This is a genomic window from Aeromonas veronii, assembly GCF_040215105.1.
GTDB lineage: Bacteria > Pseudomonadota > Gammaproteobacteria > Enterobacterales > Aeromonadaceae > Aeromonas > Aeromonas veronii_G.
Genome location: NZ_CP157875.1, coordinates 4,527,501 through 4,542,576, shown reverse-complemented (window position 1 = coordinate 4,542,576; position 15,076 = coordinate 4,527,501). Strand labels below are relative to the sequence as shown.

12 protein-coding genes (1 of these 12 running past the window's edge) are annotated in these 15,076 nt (G+C 62.5%); 9 read left to right on the top strand and 3 right to left on the bottom strand.

Translation table 11 applies throughout. From position 1 onward, the window contains the following. Window positions 1–87: 87 nt before the first annotated feature. On the bottom strand, window positions 88–1,509 hold the full coding sequence (gene blrB, locus ABNP46_RS20995) for a beta-lactam sensor histidine kinase BlrB (RefSeq protein ID WP_349920418.1): 1,422 nt from the start codon (window positions 1,507–1,509) through the stop codon (window positions 88–90). A gap of 52 nt (window positions 1,510–1,561) precedes the next feature. Then, a complete protein-coding gene (blrA, locus tag ABNP46_RS20990; protein ID WP_349920417.1) occupies window positions 1,562–2,236 on the bottom strand; it encodes a beta-lactam response regulator transcription factor BlrA in 675 nt (224 codons plus the stop codon). A gap of 120 nt (window positions 2,237–2,356) precedes the next feature. Between blrA and ABNP46_RS20985 the strand changes: the two genes are divergently transcribed. From ABNP46_RS20985 to ABNP46_RS20970, 4 genes are all read left to right on the top strand, one after another. Beyond that, window positions 2,357–3,130: a DeoR/GlpR family DNA-binding transcription regulator gene (locus ABNP46_RS20985; RefSeq protein ID WP_349920416.1), complete on the top strand. Its 774-nt coding sequence runs from the start codon at window positions 2,357–2,359 to the stop codon at window positions 3,128–3,130. A 67-nt stretch (window positions 3,131–3,197) separates the two neighbouring features. Then, on the top strand, window positions 3,198–5,030 hold the full coding sequence (gene glmS, locus ABNP46_RS20980) for a glutamine--fructose-6-phosphate transaminase (isomerizing) (protein ID WP_349920415.1): 1,833 nt from the start codon (window positions 3,198–3,200) through the stop codon (window positions 5,028–5,030). A 204-nt stretch (window positions 5,031–5,234) separates the two neighbouring features. Beyond that, complete coding sequence (locus ABNP46_RS20975) at window positions 5,235–6,386, top strand: response regulator (protein ID WP_349920414.1); 1,152 nt, start codon at window positions 5,235–5,237, stop codon at window positions 6,384–6,386. A gap of 20 nt (window positions 6,387–6,406) precedes the next feature. Then, the gene (locus tag ABNP46_RS20970; RefSeq protein WP_349920413.1) at window positions 6,407–10,822 is read left to right on the top strand and encodes a response regulator; all 4,416 of its coding nucleotides are present in this window, start codon (window positions 6,407–6,409) and stop codon (window positions 10,820–10,822) included. Between the two features lie 60 nt (window positions 10,823–10,882). On the opposite strand, the gene ABNP46_RS20965 is transcribed toward ABNP46_RS20970, so the two are convergent. After that, window positions 10,883–11,659: a helix-turn-helix transcriptional regulator gene (locus ABNP46_RS20965; protein ID WP_349920412.1), complete on the bottom strand. Its 777-nt coding sequence runs from the start codon at window positions 11,657–11,659 to the stop codon at window positions 10,883–10,885. Window positions 11,660–11,871: 212 nt separating this feature from the next. On the opposite strand from ABNP46_RS20965, the gene ABNP46_RS20960 reads away from it, so the two are divergent. The 5 genes in view from ABNP46_RS20960 to ABNP46_RS20940 are tightly spaced (each overlapping or abutting the next) and all read left to right on the top strand, a layout consistent with a single transcriptional unit that may run on beyond the window. Further along, entirely contained in the window at window positions 11,872–12,633 is a 762-nt protein-coding gene (locus ABNP46_RS20960) for a DUF3450 domain-containing protein (RefSeq protein ID WP_349920411.1), read from the top strand. Then, window positions 12,630–13,943: a MotA/TolQ/ExbB proton channel family protein gene (locus tag ABNP46_RS20955; protein WP_349920410.1), complete on the top strand. Its 1,314-nt coding sequence runs from the start codon at window positions 12,630–12,632 to the stop codon at window positions 13,941–13,943. Before ABNP46_RS20960 ends, ABNP46_RS20955 begins: the two co-directional genes overlap by 4 nt. After that, window positions 13,940–14,470: a MotA/TolQ/ExbB proton channel family protein gene (locus ABNP46_RS20950; RefSeq protein ID WP_349920409.1), complete on the top strand. Its 531-nt coding sequence runs from the start codon at window positions 13,940–13,942 to the stop codon at window positions 14,468–14,470. The genes ABNP46_RS20955 and ABNP46_RS20950 overlap by 4 nt, the downstream gene beginning before the upstream one ends. Further along, complete coding sequence (locus ABNP46_RS20945; protein WP_349920408.1) at window positions 14,467–14,868, top strand: ExbD/TolR family protein; 402 nt, start codon at window positions 14,467–14,469, stop codon at window positions 14,866–14,868. Before ABNP46_RS20950 ends, ABNP46_RS20945 begins: the two co-directional genes overlap by 4 nt. After that, window positions 14,865–15,076: the beginning of an energy transducer TonB gene (locus ABNP46_RS20940; protein WP_349920407.1), read on the top strand. The gene runs 451 nt beyond the window's last position; 212 of the gene's 663 nt are visible here — the first part of the coding sequence; it begins with the start codon at window positions 14,865–14,867; its stop codon lies beyond the right edge, outside the window. The genes ABNP46_RS20945 and ABNP46_RS20940 overlap by 4 nt, the downstream gene beginning before the upstream one ends.

The following is a 15,076-nucleotide window of genomic DNA, read 5'->3' as shown; positions in this document are numbered from 1 at the left end:
CCCCCATGGCGGCTCCTGTAATGAAGGGGCAGCTTAGCCCCGCTCTGTGTGCTCAATATGAAGTCTGGTCCTGAGTGAATCGACGACTCAGGCTGCCGGCAGCCACAATTCTGCCAGCACGCCGCCTCCTGGTTGGTTGCACAGGGTCAGCCTGCCCCCGTGCTGGCGCGCCACTTCGCGGGCGAAGCTGAGACCGAGGCCGCTGCTCTTGCCCTTGTCAGGCCTTGGCAGCGAGTAGAATCGCTCAAAGATCCGTGGCAGGGCGTAGTCCGGAATGCCGGGCCCCTCATCTTTGACCTGGAAGCGATAACCGTCCCCCTCGACACTTCCCGTCAGCTGGACTGTGCCGGCGACGGGGGAGAAATCCAGCGCATTGTCCAGCAGGTTGCCGAGGGCTTGCTCCACCAGCAGGGAGTCCCACTTCTGTTTCTGGCCCTCGGCGAGGGCCGCCGACAACGTGACCCGACGACCCCTCGCCACGATCTGGCGGGCATCCAGCACCCGCTTGCCCAGGCTGGCGGGGGTGCAGGGAAGCCTGTCCAGTCCTTGTCCCGATTCCAGCCTGGCCAGTTGCAGCATGCGCTCGATCAGTTGCTGCATGCGGGCCGTCTCCAGATTGATGTTGCCGATAAAGCGCTTCGCCACCTCGGGGGGCGGCGTCTCGGCCAATATCTCTCCGGCTCCGCGGATGGCGGCCAGCGGACTCTTGAGCTCATGGGTCAGGCTGTGAACATAGGCCTCGATATAGGACTTGCCATCCAGCTGACGGCGCATGGTTTCAAGGGAGCGGCCGAGCCGGTCCAGTTCCGGGCTATGGAGTGCCGGCAGGCTGGTGGGTTTTCCCTGGCTGACCGCATCGGCGTAGTGCACCAGCTTGCCGATGGCACGGTTGAGCCACCACACCAGCAGGCCCCCGATCAGCAGGGAGATGAGCAGCAGCACGGCGGCCCCCTGCAACAGCTGGTGCTCGCTGCGCTCTATCATGGGCAGCAGGGTGCGATTGGGTTTGGCGACGGTGAGGGAACCCAGGATGGCTTGACCGTCGCGCAGGGGGGCGGCCACGTGCATCACCGAGCTGGCGGGATCGTCCGGATCGCTGCGGGTACTGCGGGCGCCGTACTCCCCGCGCAGGGTGCGGTAGACATCGTTCCAGCGGGAGTAGTCCTTGCCGAGATCCTGGCCGCTGGAGTCATAGACCACCAGCCCCCTGGCATTCACCACATAGATGCGGTACTCGGCCTGCTGCTTGAGGTGGCCGTCGATGAGAGCGTTGAGAGGGGTCTGGTTGAGGCGGGCGAAGGCGCTGGCGAGCCGGCCATCCGCCATCTTCCCTTCCTGCAGATCGTCGAGCGCCAGCGGTGCCAGCAACTGGGCCATGTCCACCAGGGTGTCTTCGGTGGCGCTGCGCACCCCGGGTTTGATCTCCTCGACGAAGATCTCCAGCACGAACCAGGCGGCCAGGGCGAAGATCAGCACCAGGCCGCACAGCAACTGCAGGCCTATACGCATGTCTGACTCCGGCTATCGCCCCGTTTTGGGTTGTCTCGCCGCGCCGCCCTTCTCATGCCAGCTCCAGGCTGTAGCCCAGCCCGCGATGGGTCAGGATCAGGCTGGTGGCCGGGTCCCGCTCCCGCAGTTTGGCGCGCAGAGTCTTGATGTGGGTATCCACGGTGCGATCCAGGCTCTCCTCCGCTCCGCACCACACCAGATCCATCAACTGCTGGCGGGAGTAGACCCGCCCCGGCGCCTGCATCAGGGTCTTGAGCAGCAGGTATTCGTAACGGGTGAGGGCCAGGGCCTGGCCGTGGAAGCAGATGCGGGCCCGCTCCTCGTCCAGTACCAGCAAGGGGCTGGATTGGGGGGCGGCAGGCTGGCTGCGGCGCAGAATCACCCGCACCCGGGCGCACACTTCCCGCGGGGAGAACGGCTTGGCCACGTAGTCGTCGGCACCGATTTCCAGTCCAATCAGGCGATCTATCTCCTCGCTGCGGGCGGTCAGAAACATCAAGGGCCGATCACAACGGGTGCGTACCTGCTTGCACAGCTCGAAGCCGCTGATGTCCGGCAGGCCCACATCCAGGATCAGGAAGTCGGGCTGCGTCTGTTCCAGTCGCGCCAGCATGGGTTGACCCAGGGGGAACCACTCCACCTCGAAACCGTCAGTTTGCAGCGCATAGATCAGGGTGTCGGCAATGCTGGCCTCATCTTCCACCAGCCAGATGACTCGTTTTTGCATGGCGTCCTCTCGCAAATCAGCCCTCATTCTGGCACCGATGCACATCGGATCCTATTTGCCGTTTGATTTTTCCAAAAAAGTCGCTAACATTTCGACATTCTTTCGAATCGAAACTTTTAAATGAACAAACGCAACACCCAACAGCGCCGCCACACCATAGTCACCCTAGTTCAAGAACAGGGTGAGGTGAGCGTGGATGCCCTCGCCAAACACTTCGCCACCTCCGAAGTCACCATCCGCAAGGATCTGGCCGTGCTGGAAACCGGCGGCTTGCTGTTGCGCCGTTACGGCGGTGCCGTTCCCCTGCCGAGCGAGATGGTGGCGAATGAGAATCCAGAACAAGTTTCGAAACGAAAGATGGCCATCGCCCGTGCTGCCGCCGAGCGCATTCGCGATCACAATCGCGTCATCATCGACAGTGGCAGCACCACCAGCGCCATGATCCCCCTGCTCGGCAACAAGCGCGGCCTCATCGTGATGACCAACTCCCTCAACGTGGCCGGCGCCCTGCGGGAGCTGGAGAACGAACCCACCCTGCTGATGACCGGCGGCACCTGGGATCCCCACTCCGAGTCCTTCCAGGGCCAGGTGGCGGAGCAGGTGCTGCGTTCCTACGACTTCGACCAGCTGTTCATCGGTGCCGACGGCATCGATCTGGCGCGGGGCACCACCACCTTCAACGAGCTGGTGGGGCTGTCCCGGGTGATGGCCGAGGTCTCCCGCGAGGTCATCGTCATGGTCGAATCCGAGAAGATCGGCCGTCGCATTCCCAATCTGGAGCTGCCATGGGGCAGCGTCCACACCCTGGTGACCGACGAGGGGCTGGCCCCCGAGGCCAGGGAACAGCTTCAAGCGCAGGGGATCCAGCTGGTCTGTGCCCCTGTTGTCAGTTGATATGACTGCCTGAATCGAACATCCAACTATCCAAAGCATCAAGTATTAACGTCTCAAGGAGAATCCTATGTGTGGCATCGTCGGGGCCGTGGCCCAACGTGATGTGGCTGAAATTCTGGTAGAGGGCCTGCGCCGTCTGGAATATCGCGGTTATGACTCCGCCGGTGTGGCCGTGTTCAGCGCCAGCCAGCCGCTGCAGCGGGTGCGCCGCCTCGGCAAGGTGGCCGAGCTGGCCAAGGCGCTGGAAGAGCAGTCCGTCCACGGCGGCACCGGCATCGCCCACACCCGTTGGGCCACCCACGGCGAGCCGTCCGAGCGCAACGCCCACCCCCACGTCTCCGAACACATCGTCGTGGTGCACAACGGCATCATCGAAAACCATGAAGAGCTGCGCAGCCAGTTGCAGGGCATGGGCTATGAGTTCAGTTCGGACACCGATACCGAAGTGATCGCCCATCTGGTGCACCACGAGCTGAAATCTGCCCCCAGCCTGCTGGTCGCCATGCAGGTGGCGGTGAAGCAACTGCGCGGCGCCTACGGCACCGTCGTGATGGACAGCCGTGACGACAGCCGTCTGGTGGTGGCCCGTTCCGGCTCTCCCCTGGTGATCGGCCGTGGCATCGGCGAGAACTTCATCGCCTCCGATCAGATGGCCCTGCTGCCGGTGACCCGCCGCTTCATCTTCCTGGAAGAGGGTGACGTGGCCGAGGTGACCCGCCGCGACGTCCATGTGTTCGATACCGACGGCAACGCCGTGGTACGCGAGGAGCTGGAATCCGAGCTGTCCCACGACGCCGGTGACAAGGGTGAATACCGCCACTACATGCTCAAAGAGATCTACGAGCAGCCCAAGGCCATCACCAACACCCTGGAAGGGCGCCTCGGCAGCGATCACGTGATCGTCGAGTCGTTCGGCAACGGTGCCCGCGCCATCTTCGACAAGGTGGATCATGTCCAGATCGTGGCCTGCGGCACCTCCTACAACTCCGGCATGGTGGCCCGCTACTGGTTCGAAGAGATCGCCGGCGTCTCCTGCGACGTGGAGATCGCCTCCGAGTTCCGTTACCGCAAGTCGGTGGTGCGCCCCAACAGCCTGCTGGTGACCCTGTCCCAGAGCGGCGAGACCGCCGACACCCTGGCCGCCCTGCGCCTGGCCAAGGAGTCCGGCTACATGAGCTCCCTGGCCATCTGCAACGTGCCGGGTTCCTCCCTGGTGCGTGAATCGGATCTCGCCTTCATGACCCGTGCCGGTGCCGAGATCGGCGTGGCTTCCACCAAGGCGTTCACCACCCAGCTGGCCGGCCTGCTGATGCTGGTGGCCTCCGTCGGTCATTGCCGCGGCCACCTGAGCGCCGCCGCCGAGGCCGAACTGGTCAAGGCGCTGCAGGCCCTGCCCCTGCGCATCAAGGAGAGCCTGGCCCTGGCCAAGCAGATCGAGACCCTGGCGGAAGAGTTTGCCGACAAGCACCACAGCCTGTTCCTCGGCCGTGGCAGCCAGTACCCCATCGCCATGGAAGGGGCGCTCAAACTCAAGGAGATCTCCTATATCCACGCCGAGGCCTATGCCGCCGGTGAGCTCAAGCACGGCCCGCTGGCGCTGATCGATGCGGAGATGCCCATCATAGTGGTGGCGCCGAACAACGATCTGCTGGAGAAGCTCAAATCCAACGTGGAAGAGGTGCGCGCCCGTGGCGGTATCCTCTACGTGTTCGCCGATGCAGACGCCGGCTTCAAGAGCGACGAGACCATGCGGGTGATGAGCCTGAACCACGTGGAAGAGATGATTGCTCCCATCGTCTACACGGTACCGCTGCAACTGCTCTCCTATCACGTGGCCCTCATCAAGGGCACGGACGTGGATCAGCCGCGCAACCTGGCCAAATCGGTTACCGTGGAGTAATAAACTGTATATCGTGGTTGGGTAAGCATTTTACTCCACCACGATCCGCAAGTACCTGATGAAAAACCGGCGCATCACAGCTCGTGATGCGCCGGTTTTTTATTTAAGTGGCTGAAAGCTGGCTGATTACTTCGACGCTAAGCTTGCTCTAGACCGGTGGCACAGATGTGTGACCACTCAATACAGGGCTGGAGATCGCATCCCATGAATCACCCCCAAGAGACCCATTCCTCCACCACAGTGCTGGTGGTGGACGATACCCCGGACAACCTGATGCTGATGGCCGAACTGCTCAGGGACAAATACAGGGTCAAGCTCGCCAACAATGGCGAGAAAGCCTTGCGCATCCTGACGGGAGATCCCCTGCCGGATCTCATATTGCTCGACATCATGATGCCCGGTCTATCCGGGTTGCAGGTGGCGGAGCGGCTGCAGCAGGATAACCGTACCCGCCACATCCCCATCATCTTTCTCACCTCCATGGCGGCGGTGGAGAGCGAGCTCCAGGGGTTGGCGCTCGGCGCCGTCGATTACATCACCAAGCCCATCAGCCCGCCACGGGTGCTGGCTCGGGTCGCCAACCAGCTGAAGGTCAAGGCGGCCGCCGATTTCCTGCGGGATAAGAACGAGTTCCTCGAACAGGAGGTCCAGCGCCGGACCCGCGAGGTGATGGCGATCCAGGATGTGACCATACAGGCCATGGCTTCCCTGGCGGAGACCCGGGACAACGAGACCGGCAACCATATCCGCCGCACCCAGCACTACGTCAAGCTGCTCGCCGAGCTGCTGCGGGAACATCCCCGTTTTCGTCACTTCCTCAACGACGAGAGCATCCACCTGTTGTTCAAGTCGGCCCCCCTGCACGACATCGGCAAGGTAGGCATCCCGGATCACATACTGCTCAAGCCGGGTCGTCTCACCCGGGAAGAGTTCGAGATCATGATGACCCACACCACCCTTGGCCGCGATGCCATACAGCGGGCCGAGGATCAGCTCGGCTTCCCGGTGGATTTTCTGCGTCTGGCCAAGGAGATAGCTTACAGCCATCAGGAGAAATGGGACGGCAGCGGCTATCCGCAAGGGCTGGCCGGGGATGCCATCCCCATCAGCGCCCGGCTGATGGCGGTTGCCGATGTCTACGATGCGCTGATCAGCCGCCGGGTCTACAAGGCGGGCATGTCCCACGAGGAGGCGGTGGACATCATTCGTCAGGGGAGGGGCTGGCACTTCGATCCGGATGTCTGCGCGGCCTTCCTGTCCGCCACCGAGCAGTTCAAGGCCATCGCCGATCGCTTCAGTGACAGCGAACAGGACATGGCTGCTCTGCAGGCCGCCCGGCATTCCCCGGCCCCCTGAGCCAGAGACAAGGAGCTCTCATGAGAGTGCTGGTTCTGCTTGAGCGGCTCGCACTGCGGCACAAGCTGATATTGGGGTTTGCCGTGCTGCTGGCGCTGGCGCTGGCCCTCGGCATCCAGAGTCTGCGTACCCAGAGCAAGTTGACCCGGGATCTGGATCACCTCTATAGCAAGGACCTGGTGGGCGCCATCCATCTGCAGGAGGCGAGGGTGCAATTGCCCCATATCCAGCAGGCCCTGCGCAAAGCCGTTGGTTCCAGCGATCGGAGTGTGCGGACTGAGGCCTTCAAGCAGTTGCAGGATGCCCAGAAGACGCTGTACGAGGAGCTGGCCCTGGCCAAGCCGACCCTGTGGCGCACCGAGAGCCTGGTCAATTCATCGGATCTCGAGATGCAGCTGGAGCGTCACCAGCAGCTCAGCGACAAGGTGCTGCAACTGGTCGCCCAGGGCAATCAGGAACAGGCGCAGGTGCTGCTCAATAGCGATGAGTTTGAGCGGCTGGACGCCCGCGCCGATGCCATGCTGGAGCACATCGCCGAGGTCAAGCAGTCCGCGTTGCGGGATCTGGTCATCCAGATCACGGATTTTGCCAAGCAGAGCAGCCTGCTCACCTATTCACTGTTGCTGGGAGGGTTGGGGCTGTCACTGATCCTGGTCTGGCTGGTCAGCAAGTCGATCCGCAATCCCCTCGAGCGGGTGCGCAAGGCGGTGGACCTGCTGGCCGCCGGTCAGCTGGATCATCCCATTCCCCATGCCGACATGCACAACGAGACCGGCGACTTGGCGCGGGCCATCGCCACCCTGCAGCTGGAGGCGCGTCAGCTGGAGCTGCAACGCAAGGTCAAGGCCCAGGTCTCCCTGCTGCAGGTGGATCTGCAACTGGCCGAGACGCCGCCAGAGCTGGCTCAGGTCTTCTTCGCCCGCATGGCGCCCCTGCTCGGTGTCTGCCAGGGGGCGCTCTACAGCCTGCATCAGGGGTCGGCCAGCCTGCGTCTGGTGGGCGGTTACGCAAGCGATCCCAAGTACCCGCTAGCCGAAGAGGTGGCTCTGGGGGAGGGGTTGCTGGGCCAGTGTGCCCTCGATCGTCAACCACGCCAGCTGACCGCGGTGCCGGAATCCTTCTGGCATGTGCGTACCCAGCTCGGTGCCGGGCCAGCCAGCCAGCTGCAGGTGCTGCCGGTGATGCGGGGGGAACGCCTGCTCGGGGTGCTGGAGCTGGCCGGCTTCCAGCCTCCCGGCGAGACGGAGACCCTGTTGTTGCAGGAAGTGCTGCCCAGGCTGGCGGGCGCCATGGCCATCATGGAGCGTAGCGAGGTCGCCCTGGCCCTGTTGAAGGAGACCCGCCGCCAGGCCGACGAGATGGGCGCCCAGACCCTGCAACTGGAGCATCAGGCCAGAGCACTCGAGGCCCAGCAGGGTGCCTTGCGCGCCACCGAGGCCTGGTATCGCGGCATCATAGAGGCGGCGCCGGACGGCATGCTGGTCATCGGTGCCGACGGCCTCATTCTGCTGACCAATCCCCAGCTGGACAGGTTGTTCGGCTACGCCGCCGGTGAGTTGAACGGTCAGTCCATCGAATGCCTGGTGCCAAAGAGCGGTCGCGATCAGCATGCGGCGCTGCGCAACCACTTCATCGCCCACGGTGGCACGCGCCAGATGGGGGCCGCCATCGAGGATCTGCAGGGGGTGCGCAAGGATGGCAGCCAGTTCTCCGTGGAGATCGGGCTCTCCCATCTGCCGACCCTGGTGGATCGCGGCATCTGCGTCTGTGCCTCGGTGCGGGACGTGAGCGAGCGCAGGGCCATGGGGGCCAGGCTGCGCACCGCCAGCGAGCGTCTGACCCTGGTACAGGAGGCGGGGGGCATAGGATTGTTCGACATCGATCTGGTGACCGGCCGCAACTACTGGACCCCGCAGCTGGAGAAGATGTTCGGGCTGGAGCCTGGTGGATTTGGCGGTAGCCAGGCGCACTGGAAGGCTTTGCTGCATCCAGATGATGCGGACTCTGCCAGCCAGGTCTTCGAGCGGGCCGTCGAGGAGGGAGCAGACAGGATAGAGCTCGATTTTCGCATCGTGCGTCAGGGGGACGAGGCCGTGCGTACCTTCAAGGCGCTCTGCCGCTTCACTCGCACCCCGGAAGGGGTGCCGCTGCGGGCAACCGGGGTCAATATCGATGTGACGGCGCTGACCGAGGCGCGGGCGGTGGCGGAGGAGGCGACCCAGGCCAAGAGCGCCTTCCTTGCCAACATGAGCCACGAGATCCGCACCCCCATGAACGCCATCATCGGCATGAGCCACCTGGCCCTGCACACCCAGCTGGATCGTCGCCAGCGCAACTACATCGAGAAGGTGCACCGCTCGGCGGAGAATTTGCTCGGCATCATCAACGACATCCTCGACTTCTCGAAGATTGAGGCGGGCAAGATGGAGCTGGAGATCATCCCCTTCCACCTGGAGGATGTGCTGGACAACTTCGCCAGCATGATAGGGCTGCGGGCCGAGGAGAAGGGGTTGGAACTGCTGTTCGATACCCCCTTCGACCTGCCCACCGCCCTGATGGGAGACCCACTGCGACTGGGGCAGATCCTTATCAACCTCGGCAACAATGCAGCCAAGTTCACCGAGCGAGGGGAGATAGTGGTGGGGGCCGAGGTGCTCAGGGAAGAGGGGGCACAGCTGGAACTGCATTTCTGGGTGCGGGATACCGGTATCGGCATGAGCCAGGAGCAGTGCGAGCGGATCTTCCAGTCGTTCAGCCAGGCCGACAGCTCGACCACCCGCAAATACGGTGGCACAGGGTTGGGACTCTCTATTTCCAGGCGGCTGGTCGAACTGATGGGGGGACGCATCTGGGTGGAGAGTGTGGAGGGCGAGGGATCCTGCTTCCACTTCCGTGCCCTGCTGGGGCGCCAGAGTGGGGCACAGCCGAGGCGCATGTTCACCCGGGATGAGTTGATCGGGGTGCGGGCCCTGGTGGTGGACGACAATGCCAGCGCCCGCGAGATCCTCTACGGCATGGCCAGCAGCTTTGGCATAGAGGTGGACGTGGCCGACAGCGGCCGTACCGCGTTGGCCATGCTGGTGGAGGCCGAGACCAAGTCACTGCCCTATGATCTGGTGCTGATGGATTGGCGCATGCCGAGCATGGACGGGGTGGAGACGGTGCGCCAGATGCATGCGGCCAACCTGGCGCAGACGCCATCGGTGATCATGGTGACCGCCTTCGGTCGCGAGGAGGTGCATGAGCAGGCCGCAACCCGGGGAGTGCCTCTGCCCGTGGTGCTGACCAAGCCGGTGACCCCTTCCACCCTGCTGGAGGCGCTCGGCAGTGTGCTCGGCAAGGTACCTCTTATGGATAGCCGGGCGACCGAGCGCAGCGAACAGACCGCCAGTGCGAGCGCCAGCCTGCGCGGTGCCCGCCTGTTGCTGGTTGAAGACAATGAACTGAACCGGGAGCTGGCCAGTGAGCTGCTGCAGGAGGCGGGCATAGTCCTCGGTCTGGCGGCCAATGGTCAGGAGGCGCTGGATCTGCTGGCACAGGATGCCGATTTCGATGGAGTCTTGATGGATTGCCAGATGCCGGTGATGGACGGCTACACCGCCACCCGCCGGATCCGCCAGCAATCACGCTTTGCCAGTCTGCCGGTGATCGCCATGACGGCCAACACCATGACCGGTGATCGGGAGCGGGCGCTGGCCTCGGGGATGAACGATCAGATAGGCAAGCCCCTCGATGTCGCCAACATGTTTTCGACCCTGGCCAGATGGATCAAGCCGGGAAGCCGTCAGCTCTCCATGGTTGGCTCTAGGGTGACGGCCATGGTGCCTGACCTGCCCATCGCGATAGAGGGCATAGATCAGGCTGCCGGGCTGGCGACCTGTCAGGGGCGTACCGATCTCTATCGGCGCTTGCTGCGCAAGTTCCTCTCGGCCCATCAGGGTTTTGCCGGGCAATTTGCCGTTGCCCTCGCCGACCCGGATCCTGAGGCGGCGACCCGGCTCGCGCACAGCCTGAAGGGGACGGCTGGCAACATAGGTGCCTTCGAGGTTGCGAAGGCGGCGGCCGAGCTGGAACAAGGCTGTCGGGCCCGCCTCGGCAACGATGCGCTGCAGGCGGCGTTGGCCGGGGTGGAACAATCCTTGATGCCATTGATCACATCCCTCAGGGATGACGTGGGAAGGGAACCGGTGGCGCAGCCCACTGCCTTGGTGTCGGATAGTGCATTGCAGCCACGGTTGCTGAGGCTGGCTCATCTGCTGGCCGAGAGTGACAGCGATGCGGTTGAGGCGCTGGCGGTACTGAGAACTCTTGCCCTGGAACCGGTTTTGGCTGGGCTCCTTCAGCAGGTGGCGCTCAAGGTTGAACGCTATGACTTCGATGCGGCTCTGGCGCTGCTGGAAGGCAGAGAGGAAGGGGAGAAGGAGAGAGAGGGATAGTCATCGAGGCCCCGAAAATGAAAGAGCCGCATCACGCGGCTCTTTTCATCTTGTCATGGCTCAGGACAGTCGCAGGTTGGTGATGGTCACATCGCTCAGGGAGGGCACTATGATGCCGCTGGAGATGCTCTTGGCGATCGCCTGGTTGCGGTTCTTGGAGTCCGTCTTGTTGGTGACCTGATTGAGGTGGAAGTTAACGGTACGCTCGCTGATGCCGAGTATGGTCGCTATCTCCCAGGAGGTCTTGCCCTCGCTGGCCCAGAACAGACACTCCTTCTCCCTGTCCGACAGTTCGGTGAGATACTTCATCAGATCCGGCCTGTTCTTGATGAGCTCCAGTGCGGAATTGAAGATGTAGCTGGCACAGAACGACAGCAAGGGAACGTTTTCAAACATCAGATCCGAACTGGATTTTTCCTTGCTGATGAAGGAGAGGATGCCGTGTTCCCCCTGCGGAGTGTGCAGCGGGAAGGAGACCCCGTTTCTGACCCCGAAATCGGCGGCCAGATTCATCACTTCCCGGCTGGCGCTGGGCAGCCAGGGAGAATCACAGTCGAGTTTGTTCCAGAAGATGGGCTGGGTCTGTTTCAGTCCGAGGAAGACCACAGGATCCTGAGTCAGGTAGCGCCGCTCCGAATAGGCGTCAAACCAGCTGGTGGGGCAATTGTTAAATAGGGCGACATGGGATTTCTGCATGCTGATGGGGAAAATAATCAGCAAACGGAAATAATCAAAGCCCATCTGGTGGCTGAAGCGTTCGAGTTGCTGCTGGATCTCGCTCGTTTTCTTGGCCTTGGTGAATCGATCTATGTGTTCCCAGATCGCATCGTTGAACATGTCAGTCTCCTTTTTCGATCATTTATCATCCTGATCGAAAAGACATTTTTTAGTTATTTAATGTGGTGTTGTGACGACCAACGCCAGTAACTCCCGTGCTTGTCTAAAAAGTATCCTGTTTTTTTGGCCGCAGGCCAAGAAAATCATCTGATTGCCAGTGGGGCGACTCTTTGAGACAATGAGAATAGTTATCATTGTTAAGATTATGTACCATGAAAAAGCTCTGGGGTCTGGCCTTGTTGCCACTGGCCGCTCACTTCGTCGCCAATGCAGACGATCTGGTTGCGCCCGCACTGAAAAACAGCATTGCTGATGGGAAATCATCCCAACAACGAGTCGAAAAAGCGGCCGATGCGGCCGTGTCTGCCAGGGCAGAGTTGCAGAGCGCACAGCTGCAACTGCGGGATCTGGAAGCCTACAACCGCTACATGCAGTCTCTGGTGGCCGATCAGCAAAATGAGCTGGGCAAGCTGACCACTCAGCTGGAAGCGGTAGAGCAGACCCGTCAGGGGCTGATCCCGCTGATGCTGCAGATGCAGGCCGATCTGGAGCAACTGGTACAGGACGATATTCCCCTGCGCAAAGACGATCGTCTGGCGCGCATCGAGCAACTCAAGGTGACCCTGGCCCGGGCCGATGTGAGCGAGGCCGAGAAATTCCGTCAATTGCTGCAGGCCTATCAGATTGAAGCCGAATACGGCAGCCGGATGGACGCTTATCCTGCCCAGTTGATGCTGGATGGCGCCGAGCGCCGGGTCGATGTGCTGGCCCTTGGCCGGGTTTCCCTGCTGGCCATGACGGCTGATCGCAGCCAGGCCTGGCGCTGGTCCGCCGAAGCCAAACAATGGTTGGCCCTCGATAGCCAGTGGCTCACTCCCATCGCCGATGCGCTGGACATGGCAGCCGACAAGAAAGTCCCGCAACTGTTGCACGTGCCCCTGTCTGTTGCCCGTAGCCAGGAGGCCCAATCATGAGAGCAGCCATGAAGTGGTTCCCCCTTCTCATCACCTTTTCCCTCGGCTCCCAACTGGCCCATGCCGAAGACTGGAAGGCTCAGGAACAGGCCCGTGAGCAGACGGCCAATCAAGATCTGGCGTCCGTCTCTACCGAGTTGAACAGCGCCCGTGCCAAGCTGGCCGCCGCCCAGAGCCTGGGCAAGCAGCTGGCCAGCCAGTTTGCGGAGAACGAAAAGAAGCTGGTGGAGCTCAATGCTCAGTGGGAGCAAGCCTCCGGCGACATGAATGAAATCTTCGCGGTCACCCGCCAGGGGGCGAGCGATGCCGTCAAGCTGCTGGCTGAGTCCTCGGTGCAGGGTCAGTACCCGGATCGTCTGACTGCTCTGCGCGCCATGGCGCAAGACAAGCAGGTGCCGGATCGCGCCGCGCTTGCGCTGCTGCCCGCCAGTCTGCTGCAAGAGATCCGCGAGTCTGGCCGGGTGGTTCAGTTCAACGGCAAGGTGCTCGATGCACAGGGGGCGGCCAGTGAGCAGTCTCTGACCCGGGTTGGCAGCTTTGCGTTATTTGGCGCTGGTGGCAGTGCCGGCTATCTGCAGGTAAGCGCAGAAGGGATTACCCCCGTACTGGGGCTGCCCGGTGCCGTGCACTCCGAATTGGCCGCCTATCAGGGTCAGGAAGGGGAAGCATTGCCGCTGGATCCCTCTCACGGCGTGCTGCTCGACATGTTGGCTCAGGCTCCCAGCTTCTGGCAGCAGGTGCAACAGGGTGGGCAGGTCGGCGCCATCATAGTGTTGCTGGCCGTCATCGGCCTCGGCATCGCCGGCGTGCGGCTCTGGACCTTGTCCCGGGAGCTCGGCCGGGTGCGTCGTCAGCTCAAGAGTGGTGAATATCACACCGACAACGCCCTCGGCCGGGTGCTGACGGTGGCGGATCAACACCCCGAGTTGAGCATGGAGACCCTCGAACTGAGGCTTGACGAGGCCATCTTGCAGGAAACCCCGCGACTCGAGCGCGGTATCGGCATGGTCAAGGTCATAGCAGCCATCGCCCCCATGCTGGGTCTGCTCGGGACCGTGACCGGGATGATCGGCACCTTCCAGGCCATCACCCAGTTCGGTACCGGCGATCCCAAGATCATGGCGGGCGGCATCTCCATGGCGCTGATCACCACGGTACAAGGCCTGGTGGCTGCCATCCCGCTGATCCTGGCCCACAGCCTGCTGCAGTCCCGCTTCACCGAGCTCTCCAACGTCCTGGAGCAACAGGTTGCCGGCATCCTGGCCGAGCGGGCCGAGAGCAACGGGGACGGGATGGAGCGGGTGGCATGATCGTCGACATCTGGCAACAGTTGCAGAGCTTCATGGGCCGTGGTGGCCCCGTGCTCTGGGTCATCCTGGCCCTGCTGGTGCTGATGTGGATCCTGATGATCGAGCGGGTGCTCTACCTCAAGCTGGGATTTGGTGCCTTGCAGCGGCAACTGTTCAGCCGCTGGCAGGACCGTGGTGAGCACCACAGCTGGCATGCCAGGGCCATCCGTGGCCGCTGGTTGGCCGAGGCGGAGCTCGAGCTCAACCGCCATCTGATCTTCATCCGCACCCTGGTGGTGCTCTGCCCCATGCTGGGTCTGCTTGGCACAGTGACCGGCATGATTGGCGTATTCGATGCGTTGGCCGCCGCCAACCGCTTTAACCCGGAGAGCATGGCTGGCGGGATCTCCCGAGCCACCATCCCCACCATGGCAGGCATGGTGGTGGCGCTGTCCGGCGTGTTGTTACTCAGCCGGCTCGAGAGCCTGGCCAAGCGTGCGCTGGCCAGGACCCGTGATGGTTTGCGAGAAGAGAAGGTAATGCAATGAGACGGCAATCCAAACGCCAGCGCGATGAAGTGCAGATCGACATGACTCCCATGCTGGATATCGTGTTCATCATGCTGATCTTCTTCATCGTGACCACCTCTTTCGTGCGCGAGGCAGGGCTTGAGGTACACAGACCTCAGGCCAGCCAGGCCAAGGCCCAGAAGTCCTCCAGCATCATGTTGGCCATCGGTGCCCAAGGGCAGATCTTCCTCGACCGCAAACAGGTGGATGTAGAACGGGTACAGGCCAGCCTGTCCCGCATGCTGACCGAACAACCCGATGCTAGCCTGGTGATCCAGGCGGACGAACGGGTGCCCCATGGTCGCGTGGTGCGGGTCATGGATGAAGCCAAGGCGGCCGGGATCGCCAACATCGCCGTGGCGGTGGCGCCGAAATGAAATTCAAGCTGATGAGCCTGGGACTGGGGCTTCTCCTCAGTCTGGGGATCCTGCTGTTCATGGCCACCCTGGTCGAGCCGCCCCAGAAGGAGAAATCCTCGGCCGAGCAGAGAGCCATCGTCATCAATATGCAGACCGAGGTGAATGAGGTGCAGGTGCGTGAGCGCCCTGTCCCTGAACAGCCGGAACCCCTGCCGGAGCCTCCGGC

Coding starts and splice junctions, on each gene's coding strand:
- ABNP46_RS20945 (WP_349920408.1), top strand. CDS start 14,467: ATGAGACGGCAATCCAAACGCCAGCGCGATGAAGTGCAGATCGACATG.
- ABNP46_RS20970 (WP_349920413.1), top strand. CDS start 6,407: ATGAGAGTGCTGGTTCTGCTTGAGCGGCTCGCACTGCGGCACAAGCTG.
- glmS (WP_349920415.1), top strand. CDS start 3,198: ATGTGTGGCATCGTCGGGGCCGTGGCCCAACGTGATGTGGCTGAAATT.
- ABNP46_RS20950 (WP_349920409.1), top strand. CDS start 13,940: ATGATCGTCGACATCTGGCAACAGTTGCAGAGCTTCATGGGCCGTGGT.
- ABNP46_RS20960 (WP_349920411.1), top strand. CDS start 11,872: ATGAAAAAGCTCTGGGGTCTGGCCTTGTTGCCACTGGCCGCTCACTTC.
- ABNP46_RS20955 (WP_349920410.1), top strand. CDS start 12,630: ATGAGAGCAGCCATGAAGTGGTTCCCCCTTCTCATCACCTTTTCCCTC.
- ABNP46_RS20965 (WP_349920412.1), bottom strand. CDS start 11,659: ATGTTCAACGATGCGATCTGGGAACACATAGATCGATTCACCAAGGCC.
- blrB (WP_349920418.1), bottom strand. CDS start 1,509: ATGCGTATAGGCCTGCAGTTGCTGTGCGGCCTGGTGCTGATCTTCGCC.
- ABNP46_RS20985 (WP_349920416.1), top strand. CDS start 2,357: ATGAACAAACGCAACACCCAACAGCGCCGCCACACCATAGTCACCCTA.
- blrA (WP_349920417.1), bottom strand. CDS start 2,236: ATGCAAAAACGAGTCATCTGGCTGGTGGAAGATGAGGCCAGCATTGCC.
- ABNP46_RS20975 (WP_349920414.1), top strand. CDS start 5,235: ATGAATCACCCCCAAGAGACCCATTCCTCCACCACAGTGCTGGTGGTG.